At 60.4% G+C, this 12674-nt stretch carries 15 protein-coding genes, 3 tRNA genes and 1 rRNA gene; all 19 read right to left on the bottom strand.

Annotated features, from left to right (window positions below):
* Positions 1–80: 80 nt before the first annotated feature.
* Positions 81–1124 carry an ABC transporter substrate-binding protein gene (locus MITSMUL_RS10705; protein ID WP_005842612.1) on the bottom strand — a complete coding sequence of 348 codons (1044 nt, stop codon included), beginning with the start codon at positions 1122–1124 and terminating at the stop codon, positions 81–83.
* Positions 1125–1163: 39 nt separating this feature from the next.
* Positions 1164–2114 carry a CvfB family protein gene (locus tag MITSMUL_RS10700; protein ID WP_050751702.1) on the bottom strand — a complete coding sequence of 317 codons (951 nt, stop codon included), beginning with the start codon at positions 2112–2114 and terminating at the stop codon, positions 1164–1166.
* A gap of 74 nt (positions 2115–2188) precedes the next feature.
* Complete coding sequence (gene rsfS / locus MITSMUL_RS10695) at positions 2189–2533, bottom strand: ribosome silencing factor (RefSeq protein WP_005842608.1); 345 nt, start codon at positions 2531–2533, stop codon at positions 2189–2191.
* A gap of 51 nt (positions 2534–2584) precedes the next feature.
* Positions 2585–3610 carry an LCP family protein gene (locus tag MITSMUL_RS10690; RefSeq protein WP_005842606.1) on the bottom strand — a complete coding sequence of 342 codons (1026 nt, stop codon included), beginning with the start codon at positions 3608–3610 and terminating at the stop codon, positions 2585–2587.
* Positions 3611–3613: 3 nt separating this feature from the next.
* The gene (gene yqeK / locus MITSMUL_RS10685) at positions 3614–4216 is read right to left on the bottom strand and encodes a bis(5'-nucleosyl)-tetraphosphatase (symmetrical) YqeK (RefSeq protein ID WP_005842604.1); all 603 of its coding nucleotides are present in this window, start codon (positions 4214–4216) and stop codon (positions 3614–3616) included.
* Positions 4213–4827, bottom strand: coding sequence for a nicotinate-nucleotide adenylyltransferase (gene nadD / locus MITSMUL_RS10680; protein ID WP_005842602.1), 615 nt, complete (start codon positions 4825–4827; stop codon positions 4213–4215). The genes yqeK and nadD overlap by 4 nt, the downstream gene beginning before the upstream one ends.
* A gap of 3 nt (positions 4828–4830) precedes the next feature.
* On the bottom strand, positions 4831–4995 hold the full coding sequence (locus MITSMUL_RS12790) for a hypothetical protein (RefSeq protein WP_005842600.1): 165 nt from the start codon (positions 4993–4995) through the stop codon (positions 4831–4833).
* Positions 4992–6248: a glutamate-5-semialdehyde dehydrogenase gene (locus MITSMUL_RS10675; RefSeq protein ID WP_005842598.1), complete on the bottom strand. Its 1257-nt coding sequence runs from the start codon at positions 6246–6248 to the stop codon at positions 4992–4994. The genes MITSMUL_RS12790 and MITSMUL_RS10675 overlap by 4 nt, the downstream gene beginning before the upstream one ends.
* A gap of 13 nt (positions 6249–6261) precedes the next feature.
* A complete protein-coding gene (gene proB / locus MITSMUL_RS10670) occupies positions 6262–7386 on the bottom strand; it encodes a glutamate 5-kinase (RefSeq protein WP_005842596.1) in 1125 nt (374 codons plus the stop codon).
* A gap of 16 nt (positions 7387–7402) precedes the next feature.
* Positions 7403–7705: a ribosome assembly RNA-binding protein YhbY gene (gene yhbY / locus MITSMUL_RS10665; RefSeq protein ID WP_040636402.1), complete on the bottom strand. Its 303-nt coding sequence runs from the start codon at positions 7703–7705 to the stop codon at positions 7403–7405.
* A 37-nt stretch (positions 7706–7742) separates the two neighbouring features.
* Positions 7743–9023 carry a GTPase ObgE gene (gene obgE / locus MITSMUL_RS10660; protein ID WP_040636401.1) on the bottom strand — a complete coding sequence of 427 codons (1281 nt, stop codon included), beginning with the start codon at positions 9021–9023 and terminating at the stop codon, positions 7743–7745.
* A gap of 197 nt (positions 9024–9220) precedes the next feature.
* Positions 9221–9511: a 50S ribosomal protein L27 gene (rpmA, locus tag MITSMUL_RS10655; protein ID WP_036375921.1), complete on the bottom strand. Its 291-nt coding sequence runs from the start codon at positions 9509–9511 to the stop codon at positions 9221–9223.
* Positions 9512–9525: 14 nt separating this feature from the next.
* Complete coding sequence (locus tag MITSMUL_RS10650) at positions 9526–9837, bottom strand: ribosomal-processing cysteine protease Prp (protein WP_005842588.1); 312 nt, start codon at positions 9835–9837, stop codon at positions 9526–9528.
* Positions 9838–9843: 6 nt separating this feature from the next.
* On the bottom strand, positions 9844–10155 hold the full coding sequence (gene rplU, locus MITSMUL_RS10645; RefSeq protein WP_005842586.1) for a 50S ribosomal protein L21: 312 nt from the start codon (positions 10153–10155) through the stop codon (positions 9844–9846).
* Between the two features lie 221 nt (positions 10156–10376).
* Positions 10377–11708, bottom strand: coding sequence for an NCS2 family permease (locus MITSMUL_RS10640; protein WP_040636400.1), 1332 nt, complete (start codon positions 11706–11708; stop codon positions 10377–10379).
* 164 nt (positions 11709–11872) lie between these two features.
* Positions 11873–11963: transfer RNA gene (locus MITSMUL_RS10635), tRNA-Ser, on the bottom strand.
* Positions 11964–11968: 5 nt separating this feature from the next.
* Positions 11969–12044 (bottom strand) — tRNA-Trp (locus tag MITSMUL_RS10630).
* A gap of 9 nt (positions 12045–12053) precedes the next feature.
* Positions 12054–12129, bottom strand: a tRNA-His gene (locus MITSMUL_RS10625).
* Positions 12130–12134: 5 nt separating this feature from the next.
* Positions 12135–12251 (bottom strand): 5S ribosomal RNA (gene rrf / locus MITSMUL_RS10620).
* Between the last annotated feature and the right edge of the window lie 423 nt (positions 12252–12674).

The raw sequence follows: 12674 nt of genomic DNA, 5'->3' as shown, positions 1-12674 counted from the left end.
GATGCAATCGTACAAATCACATAAAATCGCACAAAGGAGGATGCCGATAAAGCATCCTCGCTTTCATTTCCTTGTCCCTGTCATTGGAAGCGGATCTCGCGCGCCCACGTGTCGAGCAGATTGTGCTTCTGCTCGCTCGAGAACTGCGGAACCTGCGTGAACAGCGTGAGATTCTTGCCGGGGAAGGTCTTATAGGCCATCGTCCCCGGATTGGTCGGCACGAAGAAGTAATTGTGGCTCTGCAGAGCGATCTGTGCCTCATCGGAGAGCAGCCAGTCCGCGAAATGCTGCGCGAGCACCTTCTCCTTGTCCCCGCTCGAGGCGAGGATACCCGTGCCCGTGATCCAGGCCGTCGTGCCGTCCGTCGGGTAGATGACCTGCAGCGGGTAGCCGTCGTGGATGTAGCGCATGGTCTCGCTCTCGACGGCAATCGAGATATCGACCTCCCCCATGCCGGCCTGGCGCACAGGGTTCGAGAGATAGCGGGCGTACTGCACGACATGCGGGTGAATCTTGCCGAGCATCGCCATCGTCTCCTCTTCGCCGAACTCTGCCGTCATCGCGTAGAGCAGGTTCGAGGAGGCGTCGGCCGCCATGAAGTCCGTGATGCCGATGCGGGCATCCTGCTCCGCAAGCGCCTGCCAGGTGTCGGGGATGTCGGCGTGCAGCGTCCTGAGGTAATCCCGGTTGACGCAGAAGACGATGGGGTCGTACCAGACGCCCATCCAGTAGCCGTCATCTTGGCGGAAGGAATTCGCGACCATGTCGCCGCGCTCCGACACGTAGGGCGTCAGGAAGCCGCTGCGCGATGCCTGGCCGAGCGTCTGCCAGTCGGCCAGCACCATCGCGGCATCCGCCTTCTTCGGCGAGTCCGCTTGCGCCTTCATGCGGTCGAGCACCTCTGCCGAGGAGAGCGGCACGAACGTCACGTGGACGCCCGAGCTGTCCTCGTACGCCTGCGAGAGGATGTCGGCCTCTTCCGCCGGCAGCGTCGTCAGGACCGTCAGTTCCTGCACGCGCGTCCGGCGGTCGATATGGCCGGAGTCCGCAAGGTAGGCCGAACCCGCGATGACGATGGCCAGCAGCAGGAATGCGGTCAGAAGGAGTGTCGTATACCGTCTCATGAAACGCCTCCCTTATCACATATCACACGACTCCAATACTCAGAGCTTCTCATCGCTGTCCCCGGACACATCTGCTGCCTCGCCCTTGCCGTCGAGCAGGTACGTCCAGCCGTCCTTCTCCGCGACGCGGCCTTCCTTCATGAGGTGGCCGAGGGCCCGCTTGAAGGCCGCCTTGCTGATCTGGAACTTGTCGCGGATAACCTCCGGCGACGTCTCGTCGCTGTAGGGCATGCGGCCCTTGCGGCTCGCAAGCAGCGCGAGGATGCGGTTCGAATCCGTGACGAGCGCCTTCTCCTTGGCCTCGCGCAGCGAGGCGTTGAGCCGCCCGTCCGGGCGGACGAAGGTGACGCGGGCCGTCACGACCTCGCCGACGCGCGGGCGCTCGTTGTCCTTCATCTCCTTGTTGGCGATGAAGACGATGTAGCGCTCATTCGAGAACAGGAAGGCGCCGGCATCCGTGTAGTTGTAGATGGCACCGGTGACCATCTGGCCGACCTTGACGTGCGTCGCCGGCTTCGAGGCGCGGCGCATCTCGTCCTCGACCTCCATCGTCACGGCCAGTCGGCCGGACTTGTCGGTGTAGAGCTTCGCCCAGACGACCTCGCCAACCTGCGGACGGCCGCGCATGCCGGCGTACGGCATGAAGATGCCGCGCTCCGCGCCGACGTCGACAAAGGCGCCATCCCGGCTCACGTTGATGACGCGCAGTCGGGCAATCTGGCCTTCCTTCATCTTCGGCACGCGCATGCTGGCCGTCAGGCGGCGCTTCGGGTCCAGATAGAGGAAGACATCGACAAAATCGCCGACGGCGACAGGATGCGTCTGCTGCGTCTTGTGCAGCAGGATGTCATCCGAGGTATTCCCCGTCTGGGCGTCGAGGAAGGCGCCCATCTCACTGACGCGCGCGACCTGCAGGCGGGCGACCGTGCTCGGGCCGAACTTCCGCTTGGGGCGCGCAGCCTCCTGGGTCATTTCCGTCTTATCGTTCATAACTTCCATCCTTCTTACCGTGGCTCACTTTCTCAGTCTGTTCAATCGCTTTAATCTCAATCACTTCAATCGGCTCAGTCTTCATAGGTCGTGAGCTTCGCATCGCCCCAGAGCTGCTCGAGCGCGTAGTACTCGCGCATCTCCTGGCGGAAGATGTGGACGACGACATCGCCGAAATCGAGGAGGACCCAGTCGCCCTCGCGGTAGCCTTCTTTGTGATTGAAGGCCACGCCGTCTTTGGCGAGCTCTTCCTCGATGTTGTCGGCAATCGCGCGGACCTGCGTGGCCGTATTAGCCGAGCAGATGACAAAGTAGTCCGGCGAGATCATGAGACCCTGCATGTCCATCATCACGATGTCACGGGCCTTCTTGTCGCTGGCCGCCTTGCAGATGGCCTTGCACATTTCCTGTTCCGTCATATTGTACCTCCTGTACCTCTAGTCTCTATCAAAATCTTTACGTTCACATGATCAGTTGCCTGCCGTGCTGGCGTCAGGGAAGAGTTCCTGCATCGCATGGCGGATGCCGTCCTGGTCGGGCATCCAGACCGTGTCGTCGCCGAGAGACGGCGCACCGGGCAGGATGACGCCCTGCGGCGGGTCGCTCGAGAGACGGCGCACGACATTGGCGAGGTGCGCCGAGTCGAAGACCTCTGCACTCGTCTTGACGTTCTTGTGCAGCGTCTCAGCGATGAGCGGCAGCTTCGGCACCGTCTCGAGGCGCATGACCTGCTGGTAGAGCGCCTTGACGAAGCGCTGCTGGCGCTGCTCACGGCCGACATCGCCGAGCTCCGGGCTGCGGTAGCGCAGGTACTGCTGCGCCTGATTGCCATCGAGATGCTGGTAGCCCTGCTTGAGGTGGATGTTGAGCCCCGCTTCCGGGTCCTCGTAGTCCATATCGCTCTCGACGTAGATGTCGATGCCGCCGAGGGCATCGATGAGCTCAGAGAACGCCTTGAGGTCGAGCACGACATACTGATGGATCGGAATGCCGAGCAACTGGTTGACCTCACGGACCATCAGCGGTGCGCCACCCTCGGTGTAGACCGAGCGGATGCGCATGAAGTGCGCATTGCCCGGCGGGTTGACCCAGGTATCGCTCGGGATCGTGATGCAGCGCAGCTTGCCGCTGCCGTTCTCCATGCTCAGGACGAGTATCGTGTCCGCCTTCGCGCCCTCGGTGTTCGTCGGGTCGGCGCCATCGTCGAGTCCTAGCACGAGCACGTTCGTGTAGCCGTCGAAGCTCGGGTTGATTGCGCCCTGCCACGAAGCGCGGCGCTCCGTGTAGCCAGCATACATCGTCTGGTATTCCTGCACGAGATACTCCGTACCGCGCACGAGCGCATAGACGCCGCCCGCCGCTAAGAGCAGCAGGACCGTGCAGATGATCAGCGCGAGCATGCGCCGCAGGAAGCGGCGCCGGCGCAGCCTTGCGAGCTCACGCTTCTTCTGTTCAATGTGACGCCATGTTACATTGTCCTCTTGCCTTTTCCCCATCGGTCAATCTTCCTTTTTTGCTTCTGCCTGTCTCGCCTTCATCTGGTTCAGCAGGATCTCGTTGCGCGCCAGCACCGTCGCCGGGTGAATGAGATGCCCCTTCTCGACGACAAAGACGATGGAGTGACTGAGTCCCGCGAGCAGCATCGCGTCGAGCGAGGCCGTCCTCCCTAGCTCGCGCAGCTCGTCGACGCCGGGGAAGTCGCGGCCCGGCTCAATCATGTCGGCGTACCAGATGATCTTGTCGAGCACCGTCATCTCAGGGCCGCCGACCGTATGGCGCGCGATGGCCTGCGAGATGGCAGGATCCTCCACGCCGTAGAGCTCGCGCACGCGCACGGCGCCGATATCGGCATGGAGTAAGAGAGGCATCGAGCGCTCGACCTCGCCGATCGCGATGCCGCGCTTCTCGGCCTCCTTGACCATGTCCTCGTTGCGGAACTCACGCGCGCAGTCGTGCAGGAGGCCGGCGACGCGCGCCTGCTCCTCGTCGGCGCCAAAGCGCTTCGCGAGCTTCACAGCCGTCTCGGCCACGCCGAGCGAGTGGCGGAAGCGGCTCGGCTTGAGTCGCTTCTCGAGTTCTTGTTTCATCTGTTCCAACGTCATTCCATAACGCATCGATAAAGCCCTTCTTTTCTGATGTATGTCTCTACGGATTCCGGCACCATGTAGCGGATGGAGCGGCCCTGCCGGATGCGCGCGCGGATCTCAGTCGAGGAGATCTCGAGCTCCGGCGTCGCCAGCTCGTGGATATGCGCGTCGCAGAGCGCGCCAAAGAACGCGCGCAGCTTCGGCAGGTCGAGTGCCGTCCCCTGCCTTGTTGCCGCGATGAAGTGGCAGAGCTCTAGGAGCTCCCGCGGATGATGCCAGGCCGGCAGATCGTTGATGGCGTCCGCGCCCGTGATGAAGTAGAGCGGCACGTCGGGCCCGAAGTGCGCACGAAGCAAAGCAATTGTGTCCGATGTATAGGAGACACCCTCGCGGCGCATCTCGATGTCCGACGCCTCGAAGTGCGGGTTGTCCGCCACCGCGAGCCGCGTCATCGCCAGCCGGTCCTCAGCAGACTCGACCTTCTTCTCCAGCTTGAACGGTGAATTCGCGGCCGGGATGAAGAGGACCTTCTCGAGGCCGTACGCATCGCGCACGTACTCTGCCGTGAGCAGATGACCCATGTGGATTGGGTCGAATGTGCCGCCCATGATACCGATGCCCTTCATGACTCACTCCCCCAGAAACAGTTTGACGACAAATGCGAGAGCCGCCATGCTCAAGAGCATGAGCCCCGCCGCCTTCAGGTAATCTCTCGCGTCAAATGCGCCCTTCGGCGTGGCGAGGTATTGGCGCAGGCTGCGAAGATAGCCCTGCAGCTTCATCAGCAGGCTCATTCGCGGATCTGCCCTTCGCCGTAGATCAGGTACTTCGTGCTCGTCAGCGCCATGAGGCCCATCGGGCCGCGCGCGTGAAGCTTCTGCGTGCTGATGCCGATCTCCGCGCCAAAGCCGAACTCAAAGCCGTCCGTGAAGCGCGTCGAAGCGTTGACGTAGACGGCCGCTGCATCGACTTCGCGCTGGAAGCGGTGAGCACTCAGGATGTCCTTCGTGACAATGGTTTCGGAGTGGCCCGTGTTGTAGCGGTTGATGTGCTCGATGGCCATCGTGAGGTCATCGACGACGCGCACGGAGAGGATGAGGTCGCCGTACTCCGTCGACCAGTCCTCCTCCGTCGCCTCTTCCATCTCCGGGCAGATGGCCCGCGCGCGCTCGCAGCCGCGCAGCACAACGTGCTTCTCCGTCATCGCCGCCACGAGCTTCGGCAGGAACTCCGCTGCGATGGCCTGATGGACGAGCAGCGTCTCCATGGCGTTGCAGACGGAGCAGCGGCTGACCTTCGCGTTGACCGCGATCTTGATGGCCATATCCTGGTCAGCCGAAGCGTCGACAAAGGTATGGCAGACGCCCGTGCCCGTCTCAATGACCGGCACAGATGAATTCTCCGTGACATGTTTGATGAGGCCGGCGCCGCCGCGCGGGATGATGACGTCGAGATAGCCGCGCATGTGCATCATTGCATCGACGGCCTCGCGGTCCGTGAAGTCGACGAACTGGATGGCGCCCTCCGGGATGCCCGCCTTGTAGGCTGCCTTGGCGAGCAGGGAACTGATGGCGATGTTTGAGCGGATGGCCTCGGAGCCACCGCGCAGGATGACGGCATTACCTGCCTTGAGGCAGAGCGCCGCCGCATCGGCCGTGACATTCGGGCGCGCCTCGTAGATGATGCCGATGACGCCGAGCGGCACGCGCACGCGACGGATCTCGAGGCCGTTCGGGCGGACCGTCGAGTAGTCACCCGTCGCGACGGGGTCCGGCAGGGCCGCCGTCTGGCGCAGGCCCTCTGCCATCGAGGCGATGCGCCCCTCGTCGAGCAGCAGGCGGTCGAGGTACGACCGCTTGACCTTCTTCTGGCGCGCGTCCTCCAGGTCGAGTTCATTGGCCTGCAGGATGACCTCGCTGCGCTTCTCGAGCGCGTCGGCCATCGCCAAGAGTGCCTTGTTCTTGACATCCGTGGAGAGCAGGGCGAGTCTTGCCGCGGCACGCTTGGCCGCCTCTGCCTTCTGCTTCATTTCTGCCTGGATATCCATCTCATATTCCCCCTCAGACCATCAGGACCAGATTGTCCCGATGAATGACCTCCTCGTAGGCAGCGCCCGCGACGAGATGCTCAAACTCCTCCGTCCGGTGCCCGATGAGCTTGCGGAGGTCTTCTGACTTGTAGTTGACGATGCCGCGCGCAATCTCGCGGTTGTCCTCCGCGAGGACGCGCACCGTGCTGCCCGCCTCGAAATCGCCGTCGAGCTCCTTGATGCCCGCGGCGAGCAGGCTCGAGCCGCCCTCGAGCGCCTTGACGCAGCCCGCATCGACGACGAGGTCGCCCTGCAGGCGCTTGCCGAAGGCCAGCCAGCTCTTGCGCACACGCAGATGCGATTCGCGCGCCGGGAAGACCGTGCCGACCGCCTCGCCCTGCAGGATGCGCCGCAGGACGCCTTCCTCGCTGCCCGAGGCGATGACCATGTTGACGCCGGCGCTCATGGCCACCTGTGCGGCCTGCAGCTTCGTCGCCATGCCGCCCGTGCCGAGCGAAGAGCCAGCGCCGCCGGCCATCTCGATGACCTCCGGCGTGATCTCTGGGATCTCGTGGATGAGCTCGGCCTCTGGATGCGTCGCGGGGTTCGCCGTGTAGAGGCCCTCGATATCCGAGAGGATGATCAGGGCATCGGCGTCGACGAGCGTCGCGACCATCGCCGAGAGGTTGTCGTTGTCGCCGATCTTGATCTCGTCGACGGCAACGGCATCGTTCTCGTTGATGACCGGCACGGCCCCCATTGCGAGCAGCGCGAGCAGTGCGTCGCGCGAATGGCGGTACTGGTGGTGGCGCACGGCGTTCTCCTTCGTCAGGAGCACCTGGCCGATGGTCTTGCCGTACTCGGCGAAGAACTTCTCGTAGATATGCATGAGCACACCCTGGCCGATGGCCGCGACCGCCTGCTTCTCCGGGATGGAGTCCGGCTTCTTCGCGAGGCCGAGCTTGCTGAGTCCCGCCGCGATGGCGCCCGAAGAGACGAGAATGATCTCGCGCCCTTCATTCATGAGGTCGGCCAGCTCCCGCAGGAGATGGTCGATGCGGTAGAGGTTCAGCATACCCGTCTCATGGGCAAGCGTACTCGTGCCGACTTTGACGACGACGCGCCGGGCCTCTTTGAGCCTTTGACGTGCATCCATATTGCATCCCTCCGTCTTACGGCAGCTCGATCTTCGGCTTCTCGAAATTGCGCTTGAAGAGTAGCCCGTTGCGGCCGATGACCTGCACGAGGTTGGCATCGGCACGCTCTGCGACCATGGCGATGGCGTCAGCCGGCAGCTCCATGCAGTTCTGCAGCACGCGGACCTTGATGAGCTCGCGCTTCTTGATGGCCTCGCGGGCCGCCTGCACGACGCTCGGCGTCACGCCTTCCTTGCCGATCTGGACGACCGGCTCGAGCTTCATGCCCATCGAGCGCAGAAAGCTCTTCTGTTTTCCTGTCAGTGAATTGCGGATCAAATCGATTCCTCCGTTACTCTTTATCTATCTTACTCGCTTACTCGCGGTACTCGAATTCCATCTCGCCGATGCGGACGGTCTGGCCTTCCTTGATACCGCGCTCCTTGAGCTTCTCGTCGATGCCCTTGATGCGCCAGATGTACTGGAAGCGGCGCACGGCCTCGTCGTTGTTGAAGTTCGTCATGATGACGAGCTTCTCGATGGCCTTGCCGTGCACGATGAAGTCACCCGCATCGTTGCGCGTGATCGTGATCTTGTCCGGGTCCTCGGCCGTCTCGTCGTAGACCTTGACTTCCTCCTCCTGCTCCGGCTCCTCGACGTAGTTGTCGAGCCATTCGCCGACGTACGAGATGAGCTCCTTGACGCCCTCGCGCGTCGCCGCCGAGATGGCGAAGAACTTCAGGCCCTCCTTCTCGGCCAGTGCCTTGAGGCGTGGCAGGTTCTCCTGCGCCTCGGGCAGGTCGATCTTGTTGGCCACGAGGATCTGCGTACGGCGCGCGATCTTCTCGCTGTACTTCTTGAGCTCTGCGTTGATCTTGTAGAAGTCATCGACCGGGTCGCGGCCCTCGATGCCCGAGGCATCGACGATGTGCAGGATGAGCTTCGTGCGCTCGACGTGGCGCAGGAAGTCGTGGCCGAGGCCGACGCCGTCGGCTGCGCCCTCGATGAGGCCTGGAATATCCGCCATGACGAAGCTCTTCTCGTAGTCCGTCTTGACGACGCCGAGCACCGGCGTGATCGTCGTGAAGTGGTACTCCGCGATCTCCGGGCGCGCCGCGCTGACGCTGGCGACAAGGCTCGACTTGCCGACCGACGGATAGCCGACGAGGCCGACGTCCGCGAGCAGCTTGAGCTCGAGGATCAGGTTGCGCGCCTCGCCAGGCTCGCCGAACTCCGCGAACGTCGGGGCGCGATTGGCCGCATTCGCGAATTTCGCATTGCCGCGGCCGCCGCGACCGCCCTTGCAGATGACGGCCTCCTGGCCGATCTCCGTGAGGTCCGCGAGGACCTCGCCCGTCTCCTCGTCCTTGACGATCGTGCCGGCCGGCACCTTGACGTAGCACGCCGGCGCATTCTTGCCGTACTGGTTCTTGATGTCGCCGTTCTCGCCGTTCTCCGCCTTGAACTTGCGGTGATAGCGGAAATCGAGCAAGGTATTCATGTTCTGGTCCACGACGAAGATGATATCGCCGCCGCGGCCGCCGTCACCGCCCGACGGGCCTCCCTTCGGGATGAACTTCTCGCGGCGGAACGCCGACTTGCCGTGACCGCCATCGCCCGCCTTGACGATGACGCGTGTCCTGTCGATAAACTGCATGATAGCCTCCTTTTTCTCTTGAGATTTCTTGTCTATTTCAACAGCTGCCTGCTGCATTCCTGTTTATGACGCATAAAAAGCCGGCATTGTGATACCAACACCGGCTTTTTATCCATCACAACGCAACTTAACGCCGTTTCTCTGTAACAATATAACAATACCTGCGCCTTCCCGGAGGAATGCGCAGGTATCTTTCATTACATAGCCTCTTCAGCCGTGTAAACACTGATCTGACGGTTATAGCGGCCCTTGCGCTCGATAGCGACCTTGCCGGCAACCTTTGCGAACAGCGTATCATCCTTGCCGATACCAACATTGTGGCCCGGATGGAAATGCGTGCCGCGCTGACGGACGAGGATGCTGCCAGCCGTTACGATCGTGCCGGCATGCTCCTTGACGCCAAGGCGCTTGGATTCACTGTCGCGGCCGTTACGCGTGGAGCTGACGCCCTTCTTATGTGCGAAACGCTGAAGTTCAAACTTAAACATGGAATTCACCTCCACTATTTCAGGATACGTACAGCCTTGGGGTATGCCTCAGCGATTGCCGAGAGTCCCAATAGCATCGTTTGCAGAATCGATTCTGTCTGCTCGTCCGGACTGCCCTTGAGTTCCATTCTGAGCTTCCCGCTCGCCGCATCATAGCTGACCTCGCGATGCAGATACTCGGTTATCCCAAGGAACGCCGTGTCCGTTAAAGACGAGACACCAGCACAGACGATATCCTCGCCTTCTGCCGCCGTGCCGCTGTGGCCGGAAACATCAAAGCCGGATATCCTGCCGTCTGGCTGGAAAAAGATCTTGACCTTGATCATGGACGATTAAGCTTCGATCTTCTCGATGACAACCTTCGTGAACGGCTGACGATGACCCTGGCGCTTGCGATAGTTGGACTTAGCCTTGTATTTGAAAACAAGGATCTTCTTATCTTTGCCCTGAGCCTCGACTTTACCCGTTACCTTGGCACCTTCGACGACCGGCGTACCGATCTTGACATCAGCATCGTTGACGACCGTCAGGACCTGATCGAATACGACTGCTTCGCCTTCGCCAGCAGCCAGCTTCTCGACCGTGATGACATCGCCCTCAGCGACCTTATACTGCTTGCCGCCCGTTTTGATAATTGCGTACATGAAAACACCTCCCTGAAAGATTACTCGCCAGCTTCGGTACGATTGCTCGTTTCTCTTTGACCTCGCCGTGCGGTTGGGGAAAGACGCTCCTAAGCGTCTACAATATGAAATATTATCATAGCGTCAAATACTTGTCAAGAAAAAAGATGGCCTCTTTTAAGAAGCCATCTTCTTGTATTTCTTACTGTATGCCTTACGAGCGCATGATCTTACTGTATGCCTTACGAGCGCATGACGAGATTGATGATAAACGCGATCGAGACGAGCCACATAATCCAGCTGATCTCCTTGTACTTGCCGACAGCCGTCTTCATGAAGACGTAGCTGACGAAGCCGAAGGCAAAGCCGTTGGCGATCGAGCCCGTCAGCGGCATCATGATGATCGTCAGGAAAGCCGGCAGGCCATCGGAGAAGTCGACGAAGTTGATTTTGCCGACTTCGCTCATCATCAGGGCGCCGACGAGGATCAGCGGCGGAGCCGTCGCAAAGCCCGGCACGAGGCCGACGAGTGGAGCGAAGAGCAGCGCGATGAGGAAGCAGATGGAGACCGTGACGGCCGTCAGGCCCGTCTTGCCGCCGGCCGCGATGCCGGCCGCACTCTCGATGTAGCTCGTGACCGTCGACGTACCGAAGATCGAGGAGCAGATCGTGCCGACAGCGTCCGTCGTCAGGGCGCGGTCGAGGTTCTCGATCTCGCCGTTCGGCTTGATGAGCTTCGCCTTCGACGTCAGGCCGATCAGGGTGCCCATGTTATCGAAGAGCTCGACAACCGTGAAGGTGAAGATGATGGAGACGATGCCATAGTTCCAGGCACCGGCAATATCGAGCTGGCCGAACGTCTCGCCCATGTGTGGCAGGCTCGTGCTTATGACGTCACCGATGGTGTGCGGGACCGGCGAGTAGCCGAGCACCATCGAGAGCACCGTCGTCGCGACGATGCCGATGAGGATGGAGCCCTGGATGTTGCGTGCCATCAGCGCGCCCGTGAGCACGAGGCCGAAGAGCGAGAGCAGCGTCGTCGGGTTCGTGACGTGGCCGAGGCCGATGAACGTCGCCTTGTCCGGGATGATCAGGCCCGTGCCCTTGAGGCCGATGAAGGCGATGAAGAGGCCGATGCCGACGCCGATGGCGACGCGCAGGTTCTGCGGCACGGCGTTGATGATGGCCTGGCGGATGTGGCTGATCGTCAGGATCAGGAACAGGACGCCCGAGAAGAAGACGGCACCGAGTGCGACCGTCCAGTGAAGGCCGAGCGTGCCGCAGACGTAGTAGGCAAAGAACGCATTGAGGCCCATGCCCGGTGCGAGTGCGACCGGGTAATTGGCGAATACGCCCATGACCATCGTCGAGAGCGCTGCGATCCAGATGGTCGAGGCGATGGCCGCCTCCTTCGGGATGCCTGCCTCCGACAGGATATTTGGATTGACAAAGATGATATAAGCGAGTGCAATGAATGTCGTGAGACCTGCCAGGAGTTCCGTCTTGACCGTCGTGTTCTTCTCGCTGAGCTTGAAGAAGCGGTCGAGGAAGCCCTGCTTCGCTTGTGTCTGCATAAATGAATTCCTCCCCATTTCTGCATCAAAAAAATCTATCCACCACAAGAACGAGAGTGATGGAATACCGTACAAGAATATCAAAAAAGAGGACACATGTCAATTTTTGTTTTGTTTTAAGCAATAAAAAAGCCCTGACAAAAGTCAGAGCTTTCATTTCGAAGTGGCGGAGTGGAGAGGATTCGAACCTCCGCACCAGTTACCCAGCCTAACGATTTAGCAAACCGTCCTCTTCAGCCTCTTGAGTACCACTCCAATAATGGCAGGGGCAGTAAGACTTGAACTCACAACCTACGGTTTTGGAGACCGTTGCTCTACCAATTGAGCTATACCCCTATAAAAAAATGGGGCGACTTGTGGGGATCGAACCCACGCATGCTGGAGCCACAATCCAGTGTGTTAACCGCTTCACCAAAGCCGCCATGAAACCGGCAATTTCCTATCCTCCCAGTCCGTCTCCAGACAAGTACTTTCGGCCTCTGAATGCTTAACTACTGTGTTCGGTATGGGAACAGGTGGAACCATTCAGGCATCATCACCGGATATTCTATTGAATGCTTGCACATTCAAAACTATACAGAAGAATGAATTACATTTTAGGTGGTCAAAGTATAACCGAGCCACTTTCTTTTTAAAGGATACTCACTTGCTCCACTGCGTTTCGCGCGGAGTAACTGACTCGCACAAATCTGCGCGTCACTTCGTTCCTTCATCTTTGGCTCGCTAGTTAAGCCCTCGACATATTAGTAGTAGTCAGCTTCATGCCTTGCGGCACTCCCACATCTACCCTATCAACCTTGTCTTCTTCAAGGTGTCTTACTAGCTTGTGCTATGAGATACTTCATCTCGGGACGGGCTTCACGCTTAGATGCTTTCAGCGTTTATCCCTTCCGGACGCAGCTACCCAGCTGTGCTTCTGGCGAAACAACTGGTACACCGGCGGTCCGTCCACTCCGGTCCTCTCGT

The organism is Mitsuokella multacida DSM 20544 (assembly GCF_000155955.1).
In the GTDB taxonomy this organism is placed as follows: Bacteria; Bacillota; Negativicutes; order Selenomonadales; family Selenomonadaceae; genus Mitsuokella; species Mitsuokella multacida.
Note: the sequence above shows the minus strand (reverse complement) of the source record. Positions and strands in the feature narration are given on the sequence as shown.